The 21686-nt window shown below is 68.3% G+C and carries 21 protein-coding genes; 9 read left to right on the top strand and 12 right to left on the bottom strand.

All coding sequences use genetic code 11. The features are described from left to right. Positions 1 to 48 precede the first annotated feature (48 nt). A complete protein-coding gene (gene aztA / locus ACNPNP_RS02345) occupies positions 49 to 714 on the top strand; it encodes a zinc ABC transporter ATP-binding protein AztA (protein WP_448964460.1) in 666 nt (221 codons plus the stop codon). On the opposite strand, the gene ACNPNP_RS02340 is transcribed toward aztA, so the two are convergent. The 4 genes from ACNPNP_RS02340 to ACNPNP_RS02325 form a co-directional block, all read right to left on the bottom strand. Next, a complete protein-coding gene (locus ACNPNP_RS02340) occupies positions 701 to 1561 on the bottom strand; it encodes a DNA-methyltransferase (RefSeq protein ID WP_448964459.1) in 861 nt (286 codons plus the stop codon). The two genes, aztA and ACNPNP_RS02340, sit on opposite strands and share 14 nt — an antisense overlap. Beyond that, entirely contained in the window at positions 1558 to 2607 is a 1050-nt protein-coding gene (locus ACNPNP_RS02335; protein WP_448964458.1) for a lipoate-protein ligase LplAB, read from the bottom strand. Before ACNPNP_RS02335 ends, ACNPNP_RS02340 begins: the two co-directional genes overlap by 4 nt. 9 nt (positions 2608 to 2616) lie before the next feature. Beyond that, complete coding sequence (locus ACNPNP_RS02330) at positions 2617 to 3492, bottom strand: alpha/beta fold hydrolase (protein WP_448964457.1); 876 nt, start codon at positions 3490 to 3492, stop codon at positions 2617 to 2619. Positions 3493 to 3574: 82 nt separating this feature from the next. After that, positions 3575 to 4318, bottom strand: coding sequence for a copper homeostasis protein CutC (locus tag ACNPNP_RS02325; RefSeq protein WP_448964456.1), 744 nt, complete (start codon positions 4316 to 4318; stop codon positions 3575 to 3577). Between the two features lie 45 nt (positions 4319 to 4363). On the opposite strand from ACNPNP_RS02325, the gene ACNPNP_RS02320 reads away from it, so the two are divergent. From ACNPNP_RS02320 to ACNPNP_RS02305, 4 genes are all read left to right on the top strand, one after another. After that, positions 4364 to 4804, top strand: coding sequence for a MarR family winged helix-turn-helix transcriptional regulator (locus tag ACNPNP_RS02320; protein ID WP_448964455.1), 441 nt, complete (start codon positions 4364 to 4366; stop codon positions 4802 to 4804). A 5-nt stretch (positions 4805 to 4809) separates the two neighbouring features. Beyond that, complete coding sequence (locus tag ACNPNP_RS02315; RefSeq protein WP_448964510.1) at positions 4810 to 6135, top strand: MFS transporter; 1326 nt, start codon at positions 4810 to 4812, stop codon at positions 6133 to 6135. A 38-nt stretch (positions 6136 to 6173) separates the two neighbouring features. Continuing rightward, the gene (locus ACNPNP_RS02310; protein WP_448964454.1) at positions 6174 to 8066 is read left to right on the top strand and encodes a BCCT family transporter; all 1893 of its coding nucleotides are present in this window, start codon (positions 6174 to 6176) and stop codon (positions 8064 to 8066) included. Between the two features lie 119 nt (positions 8067 to 8185). Next, a complete protein-coding gene (locus ACNPNP_RS02305; RefSeq protein ID WP_448964453.1) occupies positions 8186 to 9520 on the top strand; it encodes an MFS transporter in 1335 nt (444 codons plus the stop codon). On the opposite strand, the gene rocD is transcribed toward ACNPNP_RS02305, so the two are convergent. From rocD to ACNPNP_RS02275, 6 genes are all read right to left on the bottom strand, one after another. Next, entirely contained in the window at positions 9511 to 10716 is a 1206-nt protein-coding gene (rocD, locus tag ACNPNP_RS02300; RefSeq protein ID WP_448964452.1) for an ornithine--oxo-acid transaminase, read from the bottom strand. The two genes, ACNPNP_RS02305 and rocD, sit on opposite strands and share 10 nt — an antisense overlap. Next, positions 10713 to 11609 carry a dimethylargininase gene (gene ddaH / locus ACNPNP_RS02295; RefSeq protein WP_448964451.1) on the bottom strand — a complete coding sequence of 299 codons (897 nt, stop codon included), beginning with the start codon at positions 11607 to 11609 and terminating at the stop codon, positions 10713 to 10715. Before ddaH ends, rocD begins: the two co-directional genes overlap by 4 nt. 171 nt (positions 11610 to 11780) lie before the next feature. Beyond that, the gene (locus ACNPNP_RS02290) at positions 11781 to 12785 is read right to left on the bottom strand and encodes an NAD(P)-dependent alcohol dehydrogenase (RefSeq protein WP_448964450.1); all 1005 of its coding nucleotides are present in this window, start codon (positions 12783 to 12785) and stop codon (positions 11781 to 11783) included. Position 12786: 1 nt separating this feature from the next. Next, positions 12787 to 13002, bottom strand: a complete 216-nt coding sequence (locus ACNPNP_RS02285) for a helix-turn-helix transcriptional regulator (RefSeq protein WP_448964449.1) — start codon at positions 13000 to 13002, stop codon at positions 12787 to 12789. Next, entirely contained in the window at positions 13002 to 13436 is a 435-nt protein-coding gene (locus tag ACNPNP_RS02280; protein ID WP_448964448.1) for a hypothetical protein, read from the bottom strand. The genes ACNPNP_RS02285 and ACNPNP_RS02280 overlap by 1 nt, the downstream gene beginning before the upstream one ends. 88 nt (positions 13437 to 13524) lie before the next feature. After that, positions 13525 to 17196, bottom strand: coding sequence for a proline dehydrogenase family protein (locus tag ACNPNP_RS02275; protein ID WP_448964447.1), 3672 nt, complete (start codon positions 17194 to 17196; stop codon positions 13525 to 13527). A gap of 129 nt (positions 17197 to 17325) precedes the next feature. Between ACNPNP_RS02275 and ACNPNP_RS02270 the strand changes: the two genes are divergently transcribed. Genes ACNPNP_RS02270 through ACNPNP_RS02260 form a run of 3 tightly spaced genes read left to right on the top strand, consistent with a single transcriptional unit; the run spans position 17326 to position 19222 of the window. Beyond that, entirely contained in the window at positions 17326 to 18141 is an 816-nt protein-coding gene (locus ACNPNP_RS02270) for a hypothetical protein (protein WP_448964446.1), read from the top strand. Continuing rightward, complete coding sequence (locus ACNPNP_RS02265) at positions 18138 to 18695, top strand: hypothetical protein (RefSeq protein WP_448964445.1); 558 nt, start codon at positions 18138 to 18140, stop codon at positions 18693 to 18695. The genes ACNPNP_RS02270 and ACNPNP_RS02265 overlap by 4 nt, the downstream gene beginning before the upstream one ends. Then, on the top strand, positions 18692 to 19222 hold the full coding sequence (locus ACNPNP_RS02260) for a hypothetical protein (protein WP_448964444.1): 531 nt from the start codon (positions 18692 to 18694) through the stop codon (positions 19220 to 19222). Before ACNPNP_RS02265 ends, ACNPNP_RS02260 begins: the two co-directional genes overlap by 4 nt. On the opposite strand, the gene ACNPNP_RS02255 is transcribed toward ACNPNP_RS02260, so the two are convergent. After that, complete coding sequence (locus ACNPNP_RS02255) at positions 19108 to 20436, bottom strand: hypothetical protein (protein WP_448964443.1); 1329 nt, start codon at positions 20434 to 20436, stop codon at positions 19108 to 19110. The two genes, ACNPNP_RS02260 and ACNPNP_RS02255, sit on opposite strands and share 115 nt — an antisense overlap. A 35-nt stretch (positions 20437 to 20471) precedes the next feature. Further along, on the bottom strand, positions 20472 to 21029 hold the full coding sequence (locus ACNPNP_RS02250) for a thioesterase family protein (protein ID WP_448964509.1): 558 nt from the start codon (positions 21027 to 21029) through the stop codon (positions 20472 to 20474). 109 nt (positions 21030 to 21138) lie between these two features. Here ACNPNP_RS02250 and ACNPNP_RS02245 point away from each other — a divergent pair, with 109 nt between their 5' ends. Further along, positions 21139 to 21645 carry a GNAT family N-acetyltransferase gene (locus ACNPNP_RS02245; RefSeq protein WP_448964442.1) on the top strand — a complete coding sequence of 169 codons (507 nt, stop codon included), beginning with the start codon at positions 21139 to 21141 and terminating at the stop codon, positions 21643 to 21645. Positions 21646 to 21686: the final 41 nt, after the last annotated feature.

Genomic DNA, 21686 nt, shown 5'->3' with positions numbered 1-21686 from the left:
GACTGTAGCAGTTATTGAGAACGATTTTCATTTGCAATAATGAGAGGCGTGTCATCTCCGCCACTGCTTCTGCCCACCACGCGCGTCCTCGCCCTGCGTGACGTCGCCGTCGATCTCGACGGCCACCCGGCCCTGCGCGGTGTCGACGCCGAGGCGCACGCCGGGCGCCTGCTCGCCATCACCGGAGCCAACGGATCGGGCAAGTCGACTCTTCTCTCGGTGGCCGCCGGGCTCCTCACCCCGCACCGCGGGGTCGTGGATCTGCGCCCCGGCATCCGCATCGCACTCGTGCCCCAATCCACGCCGCTCGCCCCGCACCTGCCGTTGAGCGTCACCGACATCGTCACCATGGGCACGTGGGGACGGCTCGGCGCCTGGCGCCCGGCGCGCAGGGCCGATCGAGAGATCGTGCGCGATGCGATCGCCACCGTCGGGCTCGCCGACCTCTCCCGACGCCCGATCGGCACCCTCTCCGGCGGGCAGCGGCAGCGCGCGCTCCTCGCTCAGGCCCTCGTGCAGCGCGCCGACCTCGTGCTGCTCGACGAGCCGATGGCCGGGCTCGACGCGCGCTCGCGCGAGATCATCGCGGCCACGATCGACCGGCTCACCGAGACCGGATCCGGCGTCATCGCGGTCACGCACGACGTCGCGGAGTTCGCCTCGGTCGACGATGTCCTGGAGCTTCAGGACGGTCGGGTGCTCAGAGCGTCGTGACCTCGGCGTGCGGCATGCGCTGCGTCATGACGCGCACGGCCTCGGGATTGTCGTCGACCAGCACCGCGTCCCGCCCAAGGGCGGATGCCACGGCTCCGGTCGTGCCGCTGCCGGCGAAGAGGTCGAGCACCCGATCACCAGGACGGCTGGACGCCTGCACGATCCGGCGGATGACGCCCTCGGGCTTCTGCGTCGGATAGCCGGTCTTCTCCCGCCCTGTGGTCGGGACGATGGTGTGCCACCAGACGTCGGTGGGCAGTTTTCCACGCGCGGCCTTCTCGGCAGTGACGAGCCCCGGGGCCATGTACGGCTCCCGATCGATGTCGTCCGAATTGAAGACGTGCTGCCCCGGCGTCTTCACGTACACCAGGATCGTGTCGTGCTTGGTCGGCCAGCGCCTGCGGGACTTCGCGCCGTAGTCGTACGCCCAGATGAGTTCGTTGAGGAAGCAGTCGCGCCCGAACACGGCGTCGAGCATCACCTTGGCGTAGTGCGCCTCACGGTAGTCGAGGTGCAGGTAGAGCGTGCCGTCGTCGGCGAGCAGGCGCCACGCCTGCGCGAGCCTGGGCATCAGGAAGTCGCCGTAGTCGTCGAAGCTGTCGTCGTAGGTGCGCAGCATGCCGCGCACCCGCTCGTACTGATGCCCATGGAAGCCGTGCCGGATCTCACCTGCCTGCTCATCTTCGCCGGAGGCGCGGCGCGCGGTCACCACCTGGCGGTTCTGCGCCCGCCCCGTGTTGAAGGGCGGGTCGAGGTAGACGAGAGTGAAGGATGCCGACGGCAGGGTCTGCGCGACGGCGAGGTTGTCGCCCTGGACGATCGAGACGGAGCCCGGTGCGTCTGTCACGGCACGCGATGCAGCCACGCATCGGTCGCGAACTTCGACTCCACGAGCGCCTCGGCATCGGCGTACTCGTCGGCGGTGATCTCGCCGTCCTCCGCATCGGTCAGCGATCGGAATGTCGCCTTGAAGCTCTCGATGATCTCGGCGCGGCTGAGACCGGTCTGCGTGCGGAGCGGGTCGACTCGTTTCGCCGCAGAGGTCGTGCCCTTGTCGCTGAGCTTCTCGCGCCCGATCCTCAGCACCTCGGTCATGACCTGACCATCGATGTCGTAGGAGATCGTCGCATGATGCAGCACACCGCCGTTCGCGAGACGCTTCTGGGCCGCACCGCCGATCTTGCCGGTGGGGCTCGCGATGTCGTTGAGCGGCTGGTACGTCGCATCGACGCCGACCGACTTCAGCGCCTGCAGCACCCAGTCGTCGAGGAACGCATAGGAATCGGCGAATGTCAGCCCCTGCACGAGGGATGCGGGGACGTACAGCGAGTACGTGATGATCTGGCCGGCTGCCATGAGCATCGCCCCGCCGCCGGAGATGCGACGGACGACGTCGAAGCCGTGCTTGGCGGCGCCCTCGGGGTCGACCTCGTTGCGGTACGACTGGAAGGAGCCGATCACGACGGCCGATTCGTCCCATTCCCAGATCCGCAGGGTGGGGCGCCGACGACCCTCGCCGACGCGCGACGTGAGCACTTCGTCGAGTGCGAGGTTCATGCGCGGCGAGACCGCCTTCTCGTGCACGACCTCCCAGTCGAAGTCGCGCCACCCCGGAGCGGTGACGAGCGCGCGGCGCACGGCGGTGCCGACGGATTCGGGGTTGAACCCCAGCAGCTGCGCCCCCGCGGGCAGCGCCTCGCGGACCGCTGCGGCGATGGCCGTGGCGTCCGTCTCGGCCGGCAGCCCGTTGACCGCGGCGTTGATGTCCTCGAGCGCGCTGTCCGGCTCGAGGAAGAAGTCTCCCGCGAGACGGAAGTCGGTCAGTCGCCCCTCTTCGACCTCGAGATCGACGACGACGAGCTTTCCACCGGGGACCTTGTACTCACCATGCACGAATACAGCTTAAGCCGCAGCGCCGTCGGCAGGCGCGGGGATGTGCTTGTCGAGCCAGGCGAGCAGGTCGGCGCGCACCTCCTCCTGCTGCAGTTCGTTGAATATCTCATGCCGCGCATCCGGGTACACCAGTGTCGTCACGTCGGTGAGGCCGGATCGGCTGCGGTACTCGTCGGCGAGCTTGTGCACGCTGTGCGGGCCGCCGACCGGATCGTCGCGGCCGACCAGCAGCAGCATCGGGATGTCGTGGCCGAGACTCTTCGCGGGACGTCCGTAGAGCTTGAGCGCCTCGATCGGGCCGAACAGCTTCAGCAGCGGCACGTTCGTCGTGAGCGGGTCGTCATCGAACGCCTTCCACACGGCAGGATCACGGCTGAGCCATTCGTAGCCTGTCGCGTCGGCCAGTTCCCACCGCGCGTTCAACGGTGCCGCATTCAGGTCGCGAGGGGTGCGCAGAGCCGAGCCGGAGAGGACGACGGCATCCCACGCCTCCGGATGCTCGTTGACGAGCATCTGCGCCAGGAAGGACCCCCAGGAGTGCCCGAGCAGCACGAGCGGAAGGGCGGGATGCGCGGCGCGGATGATGCCGGTGAGCTGCCAGATCGCCTCCTTCGCGGCGCGGAGCCCGCCCTTGCCGAGCTTTCCGAGTCGCCCCGGCTTTCCGTCGTGCTGGCGGATGCCGGTGCGCCCGTGTCCGCGGTGATCATCGGCGTACACGATGAAGCCGTGGCCGGTGAGCGCGTCGATGAGGGCTCCGTAGCGACCCGCGTGCTCGCCGACGCCGTGCAGGAGCTGCACGACACCACGAGCCGCCCCCACCGCCTGGTGGACGTCGTAGACGATCGCGACGCCGTGCGCGTCGGTGAACTCCGAAGTCTGGGGCATGCGTCGAGTCTACGGATCGTGCCACCTCGGCGTCAGCGGGTGTCGCGTCGGCCGTCACAATCGCAGACGGCCGTCGCCTGCGTCAGATGCCGAGCGCCTCGCGCACGGCGAAGGCGGCGACGCGATCGGTGATCTCGTGACCGCCAACCCCGTCCGAGGCGGACCCCATCCGCACGCCCGCCCCCTCGGGGGCGATGGCGCGTTTGGCGGAGAAGTGCAGCGCATCGACCCCGGTGGCGGCGAGCGCCACGGCCCCGGCCGCCCCCACGCCGCTTCCCGCCATGATCTCGATGCGACCGCCGGCTGCGGTGACGAACGCACGCAGCGTGTCCACTCCGTCGATCGCCGTCGAGGCTCCGCCGGAAGTGAGCACGCGACGCAGCCCGAGCTCGATCGCCCGCTCCAGGGTCGACAGCGGGTCGGCGGTCACATCGATCGCGCGGTGCAATGTGACGGAGGCTCCGCCCGCGGCGTCCCGCAGGCGCGCCATCGCATCGAGGTCGAGGGAGCCGGAAGAGTCGAGCGCGCCGACGACCACGCCGTCGGCGCCGTTCGCGACGGCCCATGCCACGTCGCGCACAGACACGGCGATCTCGTCGGCGTCGTAGTGGAACCCGCCGGCACGCGGGCGGATGAGCACGTGGATCTCCGGACCGCTCTCCCCCGCGGCTTCACGCGCGAGTTCCAGCGTCGCCGGCGAAGGCGTCAGGCCGCCGAGTGCGAGCGCCTGGGTCAGCTCGACCCTGGCCGCACCGACCTCGCGCGCGATGCGCACTCCGGCGGGATCCTGGACGGCGAGCTCGAGTGCGATGTTCACAGCATCCATTCTGCCCTCCCCATTCTCAGGAAATTTAGTTAGACTACCTAAGTAATGACCGAACCTGACGATCTTCTCCACGCCACCGCCACCGATCTCCGCCTCGCCACCTTCCGCCTCGCCCGGCGCCTCCGCCGCGAGCGCGCCGTCGACAGCATCAGCGATGCGCAGTTCGCCGTGCTCGCCTGCCTCCGAGGCAACGGACGACTGCCGGTGGGAGAGCTCGCGCAGCGCGAGCGGGTGAGCGCCCCGACCATGTCGAACATCGTGGACGGCCTCGCCGAGAGCGGCCACGTCATCCGGGTTCCGAGCGACAGCGATCGACGCCGGGTCTACATCGAGATCACCGACGCCGGCATCGCCGTCGTCGCGGCGACCGTGCAGAAGCGCGATGCCGCGCTCGCCGACGCGCTCGCCGAGTTCGACTTCACCGACGACGAGCTGCGCACGCTCCGAGAAGCGGCGTCCCTGATGCGGAAGGTGGCCGAGCGATGACCGCGATGTTCCGTTCGTTCAGCTCCTTCAACTACCGGATCTGGTTCCTCGGCGCTCTCGTGTCGAACGTCGGCGGCTGGATGCAGGCCACCGCCCAGGACTGGGTCGTGCTCACCGAACTGACCGACAACGACGCCACGGCGATGGGCTTCACCATGGCCCTGCAGTTCGGGCCTCCCCTCGTCCTGGTCAGTCTGACCGGCTGGGTCGCCGACCGGTTCGACAGACGGAAGATCCTGCTGCTCACGCAGACCGTGCTCATGGCGCTCGCACTCGGCGTCGCGGCGCTGCTGCTGACCGGCGTCATGACGCTGCCGCTGATGTTCTGCTTCGCGCTGGCCTTCGGGATCACGAACGCGTTCGACGCACCGGCCCGCCAGGCCTTCGTCTCCGACATGGTCTCGATCGGTGACGCATCCAATGCCGTCGCGCTGAACTCGGCGTCGTTCAACATGGCACGGCTCATCGGCCCCGCAGTCGGAGGGCTGCTCATCGTCGCCGTCGGCACCGGCTGGGTCTTCGTGATCAACGCCGCCACCTTCCTCGCGATGCTCATCGCGCTCGCCCTGATCCGCTCGCGCGAGCTGCTCCCCCGCATCAAGAACACCGGACGCACGCGTCTCGCCGAGGGCTTCCGGTACGTGTGGGGTCGGAGCGATCTCAAGGTGACCTTCGTCATGGTGTTCCTGATCGGCGCGTTCGGGATGAACTTCCCGATCTACGCCTCGACCATGGCCCTCGAATTCGGCCGCGAGGCCGATGGATACGGCGTCCTCAGCTCGGTGCTGGCGATCGGATCGCTCGTGGGCGCACTGCTCGCCGCGCGCCGCGACAGGGCGCGCATCCGCGTGCTCGTGCTCGCGGCCGGCGGGTTCGGTCTGGCATCGATGATCTCGTCCTGGATGCCGAGCTACTGGAGCTACGCCACGGTCCTGATCTTCGTCGGATTCTCCACGGTGACGATGCTCACCACCGCGAACGGGTACGTGCAGACGACGACCGATCCGGCGCTGCGCGGGCGCGTGCTGGCTCTGTACATGGCAGTCGTCATGGGGTCGACGCCGATCGGTGCGCCGATCGCCGGCTGGATCACGGATGCCGCCGGCCCCCGCGCGTCGATCATGTTCGGCGGCATCGCCGGCCTCGTCGCCATGGCGGCCGGAGTGACGTGGATGCTGGCCTCGGGTCGCCTGCATCGACGCGAGAACACGCGTTTCCGGTTGACGCTCGACGAGACCCGTCCGATCTCCGTGGTGCGCGCCGACCCGGTCGAGTTCAGCGACGAGGTCGCCGCCGCCACCACGCCGATCCGCACGGTGCGCGCGGACTGACACTCCCGCTCGCCCGCGTATCTGGCTAGCGTGGAGGGATGAGCGCACCGGAGAACAGCGAGAATCAGGGCCCTTCACCCACCGCCGACACCGCCCTCGATCCGGCGCCGAAACGCTCGCTCCCGCCGGTGCAGCGCTGGGTGTTCTGGCCGGCGGCCGTGATCGTCATCGTGTTCGTGGCTTTCACGCTCATCGCCCCCGGCATCGCCGAGAGCATGTTCAAGACGATCCAGACCACGATCGTCAACGCGTTCAACTGGTACTACGTGCTCATCGCCGTGGTCTTCGTGGCGTTCAGCCTGTACCTCGGGTTCAGCCGGTTCGGAGACATCAAGCTCGGCAAGGACGACGACGAGCCGGAGTTCTCGTTGATGAGCTGGTTCTCGCTCCTGTTCGCTGCCGGCATGGGCATCGGGCTGGTGTTCTATGGCGTGTCAGAGCCGCTGACCCACTTCGTCACTCCCCGTCCTGGCGTGACCGGCACTCCGGAGCAACTGGCGCAGGCAGCGCTCGGGCAGACGTATCTGCACTGGGGCGTGCACGCGTGGTCGATCTACGTCGTCATCGGTCTCGCCCTCGCATACGCCATCCACCGCCGCAAGCGTCCGATCTCCATCCGATGGACGCTGGAGCCGCTGCTCGGCAAGCGCGTCGAGGGCGGCTGGGGTCACGCGATCGACATCATCGCACTCGTGGGAACGCTCTTCGGCGTCGCGACATCCCTCGGCCTCGGGGTGCTGCAGATCAGCGCCGGACTCGATTCGGCGGGCATGGTCAAGCCTGATGCGACCACCCAGGTCATCATCATCCTGGTCATCTCGGTGTTCGTGCTCGCCTCGGTGCTCTCGGGTGTCACCAAGGGCATGAAGTGGCTATCGACCGCGAACCTCGTGCTGGCCGGCATCCTCGTGCTCTACCTCCTCGTCATGGGACCCAGCGAGTTCCTGCTGCGCGACTTCGTGCAGTCGATCGGCTACTACGTCCAGAACTTCGTCGGACTCTCGTTCAACGTGAGCGCCTTCCAGGGCACCGCCGGTGAGGAGTGGCAGGCGCAGTGGACCTCGTTCTACTGGGGCTGGTGGATCTCGTGGGCGCCGTTCGTGGGGATCTTCATCGCCCGGGTGTCCAAGGGGCGCACGGTGCGCGAGTTCGTCGCCGGCGTCATCCTCGTTCCGACGCTGCTCGGCATCCTCTGGTTCTCGGTGCTCGGCGGCTCCGCGCTCGCGATCGAGCTTCAGAACCCCGGCGCGCTGCTGAACGCGGAGGGCGAGGTCGATCTGCAGGGCGCACTGTTCCAGATGCTCGAGCACGTCCCGGGGGAGCAGATCATCACGATCGGCGTCATCCTGCTCATCGGCATCTTCTTCGTCACGTCGGCTGATTCCGGAGCGCTCGTGATGGGCATGATCGCCACGGGCGGGCAGCAGAACCCGAAGCGCTGGATCCGTACCTTCTTCGTGCTGGTGACAGCCGCACTCGCGATCGCGCTGCTGCTCGCCGGCGGCCTGACGGCTCTGCAGACGGCCGCGATCACGATCGCCCTTCCGTTCAGCGTCGTCATGCTGCTGATCTGCTGGTCGACCGTGGTGGCGTTCACTCGCGAGCGACGCGCGTACGCGAGAGCCGAACGCGCGCAGCTCATCGACAAGATCGGCGACTACTACGGCCTCGAGGTCGAGTCGCGCGACGAGACGGGGCTCCTCGGCGCGCCGCCCCGCTGGCTGCGCAACCTCCAGCGCCGCCTCGGTCTGCCCGTCGCGCCGCCCACGCCGATCCGCATCCCCGTCGAGCTGCTCAGCACGGAGGGCCGAGCGGATGCCGGTCCTGCGACGCTCGACGTCGACGATCTCGTGTCTGCCGACGAGCTCTCCGGCTACGACGATCAGGACGTGCCGTCGCACGGAGAGGATCAGGAGCCTCCGGTGCGCTGAGCGCTCCGATGCCGATGTGCTGTCTGCGCATGCAGTCGTGATGATCGTGTGCGAAACGCACATCGTCGGTTCGTCGCGCCGACTTCTACCGTGGGGAGGACCGCCCACGAAGGAGTGACATGACTGACGTCGCCGCCACCGAGATCGACCGATCCGGACTCGATTCCAAGGACCAGCGCCGCCGCGCCATCATCGGCAGCTCTGTGGGAACGATCATCGAGTGGTACGACTTCACCCTGTACGGCCTGGCGTCGGCCCTGGTGTTCGCACCGCTGTTCTTCCCCGGTGCCGGCAGCCTCGCGGGCACCCTCGGCGCGTTCGCGACGTTCGCGGTCGGCTTCGGCGCCCGTCCGATCGGCGGCCTGATCTTCGCGCACTTCGGCGACCGCATCGGCCGCAAGGCCACTCTGCTCACGACGCTGCTGATGATGGGCCTGGCAACGACCCTCATCGGGCTGCTGCCGACCGGTGAGACGATCGGCATCTGGGCGCCCATCATGCTGATCGTGCTGCGACTGTTCCAGGGGGCGGGAGCCGGTGCGGAGTTCGCCGGCGCCATGACCATGGCCAGCGAATCGTCGCCCACGAAGAACCGCGCGTTCGTCGCCGGATTCCCCGGCTCGGCCGTGTACGTCGGCATGGCGCTCGCCACCTGCTGCTTCGCCCTCGTAAGCATGATGCCCAGCGAGCTGTTCCTGGCGTGGGGCTGGCGCATCCCCTTCGTCGCGAGCATCGCCATCGTCGCATTCGCGCTGTACTTCCGTCTGCGGGTCAAGGAGACGGCGGCCTTCGAGGCGGCCGAGCGCAAGGGCGAGGTGACCTCGGCGCCGCTCGTCCAGGCCGTCCGCACGCACTGGCGGATCCTGATCCCCGGCATGGCGCTGTTCGTCTTCGCGCTGCCGTGGGTCTACGTCGTGCAGACGTACTCGCTCAACTACACGACGGGCACGCTGTCGGTCGACCCGACGCACGCACTGATCGGTCTCGTCGTCGCAGAACTGCTCACGATCCCCGTCACGCTGCTGTGCGGCCGGCTCGCCGACCGCATCGGCCGCAAGCCGGTGCTGATGGCCGCCGCGATCTTCGGAGTGGTCTTCGCATTCCCGATGTTCTGGCTGTTCAACACCGAGAACTCGTGGCTCGTCGGACTGTCGCTGATCCTCGGCCTCGCCGTGATCCAGGGCGGGACGATCGGCGTCAGCGCCGCGATGCTGGCCGAGCTGTTCCCCACCCGGATGCGCTGGAGCGGGATCGCGATCTCGCGCGAGATCCCGGCCGCTCTGGTCGGCGGCACCGCGCCGCTCGTCGCGACGGCGCTGGTGGCCCCCACCGGCGGGTCACCGTGGCTCGTGGCCGTCTACCTCGTCGTGCTCAGTGTGATCGGCATCGTCGGGATCCGATTCCTTCCGGAGACCCTCCACCGCGGCGTCGAGGCCACGGCCCTTCACGACTGAGCGGAGCCCTCGAGCACCAGTCTCAACTGCTCGAGCGCCCAGTCGATCTCGGTGCTGCGGATCACGAGCGGCGGAGCGATGCGGATGGTCTGGCCGTGCGTGTCCTTGACGAGCACACCCCGTTGCATGAGCTTCTCGCTGATCTCGCGGCCGGTGCCGTGGGCCGGATCGATGTCGGCCCCGGCCCACAGCCCAGCGACCCGTACCGCGGTGACCCCGTGGCCGACGAGCTTCAGCAGCCCCTCTTCGAGGTGCGCGCCGAGCGTGCGTGCGCGTTCCTGGAACTCGCCCGTCTCCAGCATCTCGACGACCCGCAACCCGACCGCGGCCGCGCGCGGGTTGCCGCCGAAGGTCGAACCGTGCTCGCCGGAGCGGATCACGCCGAGCACGTCGCGATCGCCGACCACGGCCGACACAGGAAGGATGCCGCCGCCGAGCGCCTTGCCCAGCAGGTAGAGATCGGGGACGACGCCTTCGCGATCGCACGCGAACGTCTCGCCCACGCGGCCGAGCCCGGCCTGGATCTCATCCGCGATGAAGAGCACGTTCTTCTCGGTGCAGATCTCACGGATGCGTGCGAGATAGCCCTCAGGCGGGATGATCACGCCGGCCTCGCCCTGGATCGGCTCGACCAGCACGGCCGCGGTGTCATCCGTGATCGCGGCGGCGACGGCATCCGCATCGTCGAAAGGCACCGCGTCGAACCCCGGCGTGTACGGGCCGAAGTCGTCGCGTGCTGTTTCGTCGTCGCTGAAGCTGACGATCGTCGTGGTGCGGCCGTGGAAGTTGCCTGCGGCGACGACGATGCGCGCCTTGCCGGGTGCGATGCCCTTGACGCGGTAGCCCCATGCGCGAGCGACCTTGATGCCGGTCTCGACGGCCTCGGCACCGGTGTTCATCGGCAGCACGATCTCCTTGCCGCACAGGCGGGCGAGCGCATCGGCGAAGGGCTCGAGCCGGTCGCTCATGAACGCGCGGCTCACGAGCGTCACCCGGTCGAGCTGCGCTTTGGCCGTGGCGACGAGCTCGGGATGCCGATGACCGAAGTTCACGGCCGAGTACGCCGCGAGCAGATCGAGGTAGCGCTTGCCCTCTATATCGGTGACCCAGGCGCCCTCGGCGGACGCGACGGTGACAGGCAGCGGGCTGTAGTTCTGCGCGACGTGCGTCTCCGCCGGAGCCGTCGAGAGGGTCATGCGGTCTTCTCCTCGTCGCCAGATGCCCGCAGCTCGAGCGTGCAGCACTTGATGCCGCCGCCGCCGAGCAGCAGCTCGGACAGATCGACGGTGATCGGGTTGTAGCCGCGTTCGCGCAGCTGCTTCTCGAAGCCGGTGGCGCGGGGCGAGATGATGACGTTGTACCCGTCACTCGCCGAGTTCAGCCCGAACACGGCGCCGTCCGCATCGGCGACGAGGATGGCATCGGGGAAGCGCTGCTCGAGGATCGCGCGGCTGGCGTCGTCGAAAGCGCCGGGGAGGTACGCGATGTTCGCGCGCTCTGGGCCGCCGTTCGCCGCACCCTCGACCGGGTCGAGCACCGAGATGGCGGTGTCGAGGTGGTAGAAGCGCGGGTCGATGAGGTTCAGCGAGACGACCTCGCGTCCGAAGACCTCACCCACCTCGCGGTGGCTGTCGCCGGTGGATCGGAAGCCGGTGCCGGCGAGGATCGTGTCGCCGACGAGCAGGAAGTCGCCCTCGCCCTCGTTGACCTCTTCCGGCTCGACGGTGTCGAAGCCGTTCGCGCGGAACCAGTCCGCGAATGCGGGCGCCTCACCGGCGCGCTCGACGAAACGGAACTTCGGCACGTAGGCGCGCCCGTCGATCACGAAACCGCCGTTGGCCGTGTAGACCATGTCGGGGAAGCCCTCGAGCGGATCGATCAGCTCGACCTCATGACCGAGCTCGAGGTAGAGGTCGTGCAGCTTCTGCCACTGCGCCACGGCCTTCGCGGTGTCGGTGGGCTTGGCCGGTTCCATCCACGGGTTGATCTTGTAGCTGACCGTGAAATGCTCCGGGCGGCACATCAGGTACCGGCGGTGCTGCGCGGTGCGGGCGGTCGTGGGGGCGGTGACGGTTTCTGGCGTCGACATCTTGCTCCTCGAAGAGATGCGGCGGACGCTGTCCAGGGGCCCGGCGGAAGTTCGACCCGTCGCTCATTGCAGAGACTAGCGGGGAAGATGCGACGCAGGCACGCCGGAGTTCATTCTGGCATCCGAATCTGTGGACGCGCCAGCCGCGCGCCGGTGTCGCACGATCGCGGCTCATCCTTCGACGCTGACGACGACCTTGCCGACCGCGTGACCGGCCTCGACGTGGGCGAGCGCATCGGATGCCTGCGAGAAAGGGTACGTGCGCTCGATCACAGGGGTGACCCTGCCCGCGCGGGCGAGGTCGATGAGCGCAGCCGTCATCTCCTGCTTCGGCACGGCCATCAGCGGGCGCATGCGTCGACCGGAGCCGATCGAGAGGAACGCTGCATGCAGCATCCGCGGCAGAGGACCGAGCACGCTGCCTGCTCCCCCACCGACCATCACGAGCGTGCCGTCCGGCGCGAGCAGCTCGCGCAGTGCGCGCAGCGGCCGCTCGCCGACGATGTCGATGATCGCGTCGTATCCGCCCGCGGAGGGCGCCGGCGCAGACGCGGTGCGATCGTCGAAGGCGCGCGTCGCGCCGAGCCGCTCCAGGAGGGCGCGGTTGCGTTCACTGCACGTGGCGTCGACCTCGGCGCCGCGATCCACGGCGAGCTGCACGACGAAGGTGCCCACCCCGCCAGAACCACCGAGCACCAGCACACGATCGCCCGCACCGACCTTGGCGAGATCGAGCGCCTGCTGCGCGGTCCCGGCCGAGACGGACAGCGTCGCCGCGACACCGGGATCGACGTCATCAGGACGAGCCGTGAGCCGCGCGACGGGGGCGACCACGTATGCCGCGAGCCCTCCGCCGGCGTTCAGCTCCGCGACGACCTCCTCGCCGATGCGCTCCCGTGCGACGCCTTCGCCGACCTCGACGATCGTGCCGGCGACGTCTATGCCCCTGATCGGCTGCTTCGGACGCCGCAACCCGAAGGCGAGCCGCGCGAGCAGAGGGTCCCCGAGCAGCAGGCGCACGTCGCCGGCCGCGAGAGCGGTCGCCCGCGCCCTCAGCAGCACCTCGCCCGCGCCAGGACGCGGCACGTCGACCCGCTGCTGCGCTGTGCGCGCCGCCGGTCCGTAGTCGGCGCCGACCCAGGCGGTCATCGTCGTCGGGATCGCTGTCGTGGTCATCTCAACCCTCCGGATACTGGAAGAGGTCGTCGATGCCGACCTCGAATGCGCGGGCGATCTGGAAGGCGAGCTCGAGCGTGGGCGAGTATCTGCCCTGCTCGATGGCGATGAGCGTCTGCCGCGTGACGCCGATGCGGCCGGCGAGATCGGCCTGGGTGATCCCGGCCTCCTCCCGCATGGAGCGGATGCTGTTGGTGACGAGTGTGGGCTTGACCATCAGATGAGCCCCCGGCGGTAGGCGACGATCCGCGCGACACTGCCGATGAAAGTGGAGATCGCGAATCCGAGGAACATGGTGTTCGCGATCCAGAACACGTCAGCCCCCACTGCGCAGAGCACGATGACACCGAGACCTGCGATCACCAGGAACGCGTGCTCGACGCGACCGCCCATCTGGTCGATGTCACGGTCGCGGACGTCGGTGGTGGTCGCGCCCTTCGGGTCTCGGAGCCCGGCGAAGATCCCCCAGAGGATGCTGACCACGATCGTGGCGGCGATGCTGATCCCGATCGCCCACAGCATGATCGGGAACCAGTCCACCGATGTGAGAGGGCCGCCGGCCGCCTGTTGGAGGATGACGACGATGTAGCCGGGGATGATGATGGCCGTAGCGATCAGCGTCGACCAGGTGTTGCGTTCCGTGTAGACCATGACGCGCCTCCGGTGTAAAAGATTCTTGACACAGTCAATGTACCGCCCCAATGTCGGCCGTGTCAAGAATCCTTTACATCATGGTCGGTCAGATGACGTCGGCGCTCCAGTCGTCCGGATTGCCGAAACGGTGCGCGGTGATGCTGATCGCCTGCTCGTGCAGGAACGGGAGCAGCTCCAGTCGTCCGGCGGAGGTGACCTCGTCGTCGTAGACGGCGACGTCGGGATCGCCGGCGAGCGCCTCCGCGAGCGAGCGGCGCAGGGCGGCGACAGCGCTGCGCCCGCCCACGAGTCGCACGCGGGAGCCGGAGGCGCGGTCGGGTCGGTCGGCGGCGAGGACCTCGTCGGCCGACCCCTCCTCTCGTCGCAGCATCCGCTCGATCCACTCGGCATCGCTCTCCACGGCGATGAGGGCGCCCAGGTCGCCGAGCGCCGCGCGCACTGCCGCCGGGAGCCCGTCGGCGATCGACACGAAGAAACCGGCGCCGGAGCGGATGCCGGCGAGCACGACCCGCAGCACGTCCTGCAACGGCGCATCCGCCGTCGCCCGCACCACGACGGGCGTCGGCCGATAGCGGAAGAGGTTCCGTTCGATGCCGAGCTGCGACACATCGCGCACCTGGCCGAACTCGCGGTCCCAGGCGACCGCATCCGACAACGCCGACTGACGCAGCCATTCGAAGGCCTCGAACTCCAGGGACGACTGCGCGGACTCGATGAGCCCCGAGATGCGGCTGTCGAGGCCCCGCAGATGCAGAGTGCTCGATGCCCTGCCCCGCGGCAGGGAACGCCACGACCCCAGGCCGATCAGATAGTTGGGTCCGCCCGCCTTCGCACCGGGCCCGATCGAGGATCGCTTCCAGCCGCCGAACGGCTGCCGCTGCACGATCGCACCGGTGATGCCACGGTTCACGTAGAGATTGCCCGCCTGCACGCGGTCGAGCCAGAGCGCGAGGTCATCCGGGTCCTGCGTGTGCAGTCCGGCGGTCAGCCCGTACGCGACGTCGTTCTGCAGATCGATCGCGGCGGACAGCGTTGGCGCATGCATGATGCCGAGCATCGGACCGAAGAACTCCTCCCGGTGCGTGCGCGAGCCCGCCTCCACGCCGACACGGACGCCAGGCCGCCACAGCCGCCCGGTGTCATCGCCGCCCACCAGCGACGGCTTGATCAGCCACTTCTCATCGCTCTCGAGCTCGGACAGAGCCCATGCGAGCTTGCCCCGCGGCTCCTCGATGACCGGCCCCACCTCTGCGAGCGGGTCGATGGGCCATCCGATGTTGAGCGAGCGCACCGAATCCGCCAGCTGGCGGGCGAAGCGCTTGGAGCGGCCGACCGGGCCGACGAGGATCGCGAGCGATGCGGCGGAGCACTTCTGCCCCGCGTGGCTGAAGGCGCTCTTCACGAGATCGGCGACGGCCAGATCGAGGTCGGCCGACGGCGCGATGACGATGGCGTTCTTGCCGCTGGTCTCGGCGAGCAGGGGCAGATCAGGACGCCACGATCGGAACAGCGCCGCGGTGTCCCACGAACCGGTCAGGATGACGCGATCCACCGCTTCATGCGTGATGAGCTGCTCCCCCAGATCTCCCTCCTCGATGTCGATCAGGGTGAGCACGTCTCTCGGGATGCCCGCCTGCCACAGCGCTTCGGCGACCACTGCCGCACATCGCCTGGCCTGCGGGGCGGGCTTGAAGAGCACACCGGATCCGGCGGCGAGCGCGGCGAGCACCCCGCCCGCGGGGATCGCGATGGGGAAGTTCCACGGCGGCGTGACGACCGTCACACGCGATGGCTCGAAGGCCGCACCGGCGATGGTGTCCAGCTCCCGCGCCTTCGCACCGTAGTAGCGGGCGAAGTCGACGGCCTCGCTGACCTCGACATCCGCCTCGGCGAACACCTTCCCGGTCTCGGATGCTGCGACCTCGATGAGCTCGCCGCGACGCGACTCCAGGGCGGCCGCAGCGCGCAGGAGTATCTCGGCCCGCTCCGAGGCAGGGCGCGCGCCCCACGCGGGGGCCGCGGCACGCACCCGAGCGATCCTCTGCTCGAGCAGTGCCGCGTCGTCGATCCTCGCGTCGAGCGCCGTCGAGTCGCCGGCCGTCGAGGCCTCGCCGCGGGCGCGGATGGCGCGCGCCCACTCCCTGTTCGCCGGAAGGACCGGGTCGCTGTCGGCGGTGTTGGTGAAACCCGGAGCCCCCGCGGAATCGGACTCCGACTCGCGGCGCGAGTACACGGCGGTCTCGACGTACGCCTCGCCCTCGGATCCGTCCGAGCCGTCCGATCCCCTCGCGATGTCGAGAACGGCCTTCGTGAGATCGCCCTCGTCGTTCTGAGCCGGCGTCGACGGACGCAGCGATTCGTGCACCGGTGCCTGCCGGTCCTGAATGCGGAACGGCACCTCCCGCATCGTGCGGTCCCCCGACCGCTCCAGTGCCCGGACGAACCGGAGCCGCTCACGTTCGAACAGTGACTCGTCCGTGTGCAGGTGGAAGGCCGCCGAGAGGAAGTTCTCGGATGCCGCGTTCTCCTCCAGCCGCCTGACCAGATAACTGATCGCCACATCGAACTCGTCCGGCTTCACCACTGGCACGTAGAGCAGCACGGGGCCGACGTCACGCGAGACGGCGTCCGCCTGGCCCTGCGCCATGCCGAGCAGCATCTCGAACTCGATGTCGTCCCTGACCCCTCGTTCACCGGCGAGCAGCCAGGCGTATGCGATGCCGAACAGATTGTGGCCGGCGACGCCGATCCGCACGGCGGCCGTGTTCTCCGGACGCATGGCCTCATCGAGCAGCCTCAGGTGGTTCGCGTCGGTGTCGAGCTTCGTGTCGTAGGTGGCCAGCGGCCACCCGTGCATCACGGCATCCACCCGCTCCATCGCGAGGTTCGCACCCTTGACGAGCCGGATCTTGATCTTCGCCCCGCCGTGCTCGACGCGTGCCTTCGCCCACGCCGTGAGCTCGCGCAGAGCCTCGAGAGCATCGGGCAGGTAGGACTGCAGGACGATGCCCGCCTCGAGTCGCAGAAGGCGGGAGTCCTCGAGGATGCGGGTGAACACCGCGATCGTGAGGTCGAGATCGCGGTACTCCTCCATGTCGAGATTGATGAAGGTGCCGTTCGACGCCGCGGTCAGATACAGCGGCAGCAGACGGGCCGCGACCGCCTCGACGATCTCATCGAACGCCCACATCGACATGTGGCTGATGACGGACGAGACCTTGACGGAGACGTAGTCGACATCGTCGCGCCGGATCAGCTCGTGGATGCCGTCGAGCCGGCGCTTCGCCTCCGCCTCGCCCAGCACGGCCTCGCCCAGCAGGTTGAGGTTCAGTCGCGCACCGGATTCGCGGAGCTTCTCGATCGTGGCCGCCAGCTTCGCCGGACGCGCGTCGACGACCAGATGACCGACCATCTCGCGCAGCACGCGCCGGGCGATCGGAACGGTCGGTGTGGGGATCACGGGGGCGATACCGCCGCCGATGCGCACCGCGCCGCGCAGGTACCAGGGCAGGAAGTCGGGAACCATCGGGGCGATCCGTTGCAGCCGGGCAGCAGCGGCACTCAGCGATTCGGGCCGCATGACGCCGTCGACGAAGCCGAGGGTGAACGGGAGACCGTTCTTGTCCTGCAGCAGATCGGCGAGGCGCGAGGCGGCCGGATCGACCTCGGCATCCGCCGCCTCGGCGACCCAGCGACGCGCGAGTTCGACCGCCTGATCCGCGAGTTGATCGGCCCCGTGCAGCGACGACTCTGACATGTGATCAGCCTAGAACGGTGCACGCCGTCCCCAGCGGTGACACTGCGGAGCACGTGCATCTGAAGCGTGACGGCCGCTATGGGATGATGTCGGCTTCTCCCCCGCTCGCGCGCACAATATGCTGTTGCCGTGACGGCGTCCCAGGGGGAGAACGGAGCCGCGGCTGAGGGAGACATCGCTGCGGCTCTCGGTGCTACCCAGGCCGCGACGCAGCCGAAAGCATCCCCCGTCTCGGCCGGCCCGGAAATAGCCCGTGCACAGGGCGGTTCGGCGCCACTCGGTACGCCCGTGGTCACCGCTGCGACATCCAATCCGCTGACGGCGCCGACGTCAGCTCGGCGCACGCTCGCCCAGCGTGCGATCGACCGCGTTCCGGTGAAATGGCTCGGCACGGGCCTGACAGTGATCTTCCTCGCCACGACCGCGGCCTTCGGGGGCCTGGCGGAGGTGCCGAAGCCGAAGACCCCATTGCTCGAGCTCGGCCAGACGTTCGTGGGGGCGGAGGTTGAGATGACTCCGGTGAGCCTCACCGTCGTCGACGAGCTCAGGGGCTCCGGTGTGTTCCCCGAGCCCGGCGAGCGTGTGCTCTCCCTCGTGATGGATGTACGCAATCTCAGCGAGTTCGCACGGTCGTCGGCCGTGGCCGACACGCTGGGCGGTCTTCGCATCGAGGGGCTGGAAGATGTGAAGCCCTCTATCGCGCGTCTGGACGATGACACCGGTTCGCCATGGCTGCAGCCGGGCATTCCGGTGCGGGTGGTGGCCTCGTGGCCCGTGCCCGCTCCGTCATACACCGACGGTGCACAGGCCCGCCTGCTGCTGTCGACGGCGACTCGCGGAGTCGGCAAGTTCGTCCTCTACGGCGTCACATGGGATGACGTACGCGTCGGCGGGCACATGGACCTCGCCGTCGAAGATCTCGGCACCGCTGAGGAGTCCGAATGAGCCGCATCATGACCTGGATCGCCACGATCGTGCTGCTGATCGCAGCCGGCATCGTCTCGGCATCGGCCCCCGCCGAAGACGCCGAGGCGGATCCGTTCTTCGTCACAGGAAAGATCGGCGAACCGGTCACCGGGCGCGACATCGTGGCCACAGTGACCGACGCGCGCACGACAACGCTCCTCACAGCCGCGGACGGCTGGCGGAGCGAGGCGAACTGGCTGGTGGTCGACCTCGAGGCCGCGAGTGTCACCGGGCCCTTGCTCGCCGACATCACCGGTGCGGTGTCGCTGCACGGAGCCGTCTTCGTGCTCGATGGACGAGAGTTCCGAGCGAGCGAGCGGATGGATTCGCTGTTCGGCCAGCGACTCAACCCCGGCGTGCCGTACGCGGGTGCACTGGCGTTCGAGCTGAGCGAGCTCGCCGGCACGGGCGTGCTGCAGCTCTCGCTCACCTCTGACCGCCGGGTGGACTCGGTGCTGGAGGTGCCGATCGATCTCGATCAGCGCGAACCTGCGGATGAGCTCGCCATGCCCGAGACGGCGTGGGCGCGATGACGGGGTGGTGGCGCAGGAACGCCGTCGCGCTCGGAGCGATCGCGGTACTCACGCCCGTGACATTCGGTGCGATCGCATGGGAGGGCTGGCAGGGTTACTACCTCTATCAGAATTCGATTCCCGTGGACGTGGCAGAGGATGACAGCATCGACCTGGCCGACACGACGTGGGGGCCGATCCGCGCATCGGAGATCACCGACACCACGGGTTTCACTGTGCCGAGCGACGCCCGAGTGATCGCCGCGGCGATCCCTGTCGATCCGCACGGTGAACTGCCTGGATGCTTCGCCCCGACGCTCGTGCAGCAGAGCACCGGCATCCGCTGGCCCGAATCCCGCTTCCAGCTCGGCCTGCTCTCATCTTCAGAGGAGCCGACCAGTTGCGTGACCGGCGACGATATCCCCGCCGGTCCCTACGAACTGATCGTGCCGTTCATCGTCCCGGATGATGCAGAGGGTCCGTTCTGGGTCGAGGTCGCGCCCACCCCCGCAGTGCCGTCCGTCATCCGCTTCGCCATCGATCCCTGAGCGGCGCTTCCGCGGAGGCGGCCGAGCGTGCGATCGTACGCACCGCTGACCACCGCGATGCGGATGGGCTCGAGCACGAGCGGAACGATCAGGAAAAGCGCGTCTGAGAACACCCGCCAGAAGGTGCTGAGATCGTGGGGCCCGATCACACGGCTGAGCAGCCACCGCAGCGTCGGGTCGAGCGCCAGCACGACGGTGTAGACGAGCACGTACGAGGCGATCAGCACCGGTCCCGCGCGCCACATCAGCACGATCGCGTCGACGATGGGACGAAAGCGCGAGGTGAACTCCTTCGCGAGCTCACCAAGCCATCGCGAGACAGTGGCCGGCAGGTTCTTCATCCGCTTCTGCGCCGTATCGGTGAGTCGCTTCTGCAGCCCCGGCTGCTCGGCTTCGATCGCCTGACCGTAGATGACGCCGGCGATGGCCAGCCAGGCGAGCGGCTGCACGAGCAATCCGGTGAGCGTGCCGATCGTCGCGGCCACGCCATCCCAGATCCACGCCACCGGCACCAGTTGCTCGCCGATCCAACTGCGCACATCCGTGACCCATTGGATCGCGACCCGCGAGTCGACCCATGCCGCGAGCGAATCGAAGCCGTCGCTGATCAGGAAGAGCGAGAAGAACACCCAGACGGCTTCGAAGTACACCGCCAGCAGCGCGGTCCACTTCGGCAGCTTCTGATTGAAACGCTTGAAAGCCCACCGTGCGGAGAAAGCCGCGACGATGGTGAAGATCGTCAGCACATTCAGACTGAGTGCGGTTGCAGCCTCGCCCTGCACGGGCTCTGTGCCCTCAGCCAACGCCGTCCACATCAGTCCGCTGCGCACGGCCAGCGCGCGAAGCGAGTAGGCCTGGACGTCGTCGCGGAGAAAGCCCCACGCCGTATAGATCGCGAAGAACGGCAGAATACTCGTGAGCAGCGTGATCATGAACGTACGTCTGCGTTCTGCGGCGGCATCCGGCAGCGGAGCGATCATCTGCAGTTCCCGCAGGCCGTCACGCACGACGAGGAACATCGCGACGAAGGCGATCAGCCGAGCGAGGATCGCCAGCGGCAGGATGAGGAATCCCAACGCCGAGTTCACGCCGCCGACGTACCCAGCGACGACGATGCCGAAGTGGTGCAGCAGCGATCCGCCGAGATACCACGCCAGCAGCGACGGCCACCTGGCGAGCAGCACGCGTCCGATGGTGGCGAGAAGCGGGATCACCAGACCAAGTTAGCGTCGGTAGGGCGTGTCGCGCATCACCAATGGCTCGGAGCTTCGGCACGTGTCGAGGGAAGAGCGGATGCCGTCGCCCACTCGTGCACCCATGCCTCGACGTCAGGCAGGCCCTCCGGCCGCCCCACGGCCGCGAAGAGCTCCTGGTGCGACAGCGTGCCGCCGCTGCGCTTGAGCATCCGTGCGCGGATGATCGCTCGCGCGTAGATCTCCCCGTCGACCACGGCGCGGTGCTCGAGATAGATCGCCCTGTCATCATGACCGAGCAGGCGCGACTCGATGTCGAAGCGCTGCCACAGCTGCAGCGACTTGCGGAACGTGACCGTCTCGGCCGAGACGACGGCGTACCAGCCGTTGCTCTTCATCGCGTCGGCCATACCCGTGCGCACGAGCAGATCCCAGCGGCCGAGGTCGAACAGCGACAGATACCGTCCGTTGTTCATGTGGCGCAGCACGTCTATGTCTGTGGGGAGGGTGCTCACTCTGATCCGCCCGACATCGCCGGGCGCGATCCGTCCGTCGCGCCGCAGTCGCCGGCGCGCACGCCACATCACGAGAAGAGTCCGCCAGATCACGTTCACGAGGATCGATAGTAGCCAGCGACGCATGATCGTCGAACTCCTTTGTGGGAATCGAACAGCGGCGTCGCTCGATTTCATCTTCGCCCGAGGCGCGCGTAGAGTCACGGGCATGAGCGCCGAAGCCCAGCCTGAAGTCATCATCCGTCCGGTCCGCGATGTGGATGCGGAAGCTCTGGGACGCGTGCACGCGCAGTGCTGGCACGAGACCTACGACCACCTCGTCAGCAAGGCTGCGCTGGAGCGCGTGTCGCCACGCCGCATGGCGGAGCTGTGGACCCACTGGGCCGCACAGGGCGACGACTTCAGCATGAGCGCCGCGCTGGTCGACGGCGAGATCGTCGGCTTCGTCGGCTCAGGGCCCGCCCGCGACAAGGACGCGCCGGCATTCCGCGAGCTGTACTTCATCTACCTGCTCGACAAGTGGCACTCCACCGGCCTCGGCCAGAAGCTCTTCGATGCCGCGGTCAAGAAGGACGAGCCGCTGTACCTCTGGGTGGCCGAGGACAACCCGCGCGCCCATCGCTTCTACGCACGCAACGGCTTCACGCTCGACGGCGCCACGCACACCGAGCCGTTCCTCGGCGAGACGCTCACCGAAGTCCGCTTCGTGCGCTGAGCTCGCCGCATAGCTCCGGAGAAACGGGCCCCCCCCCCCCC

The organism is Microbacterium xerophyticum, from assembly GCF_053543555.1.
This window is presented reverse-complemented; position numbering and strand designations above follow the sequence as displayed.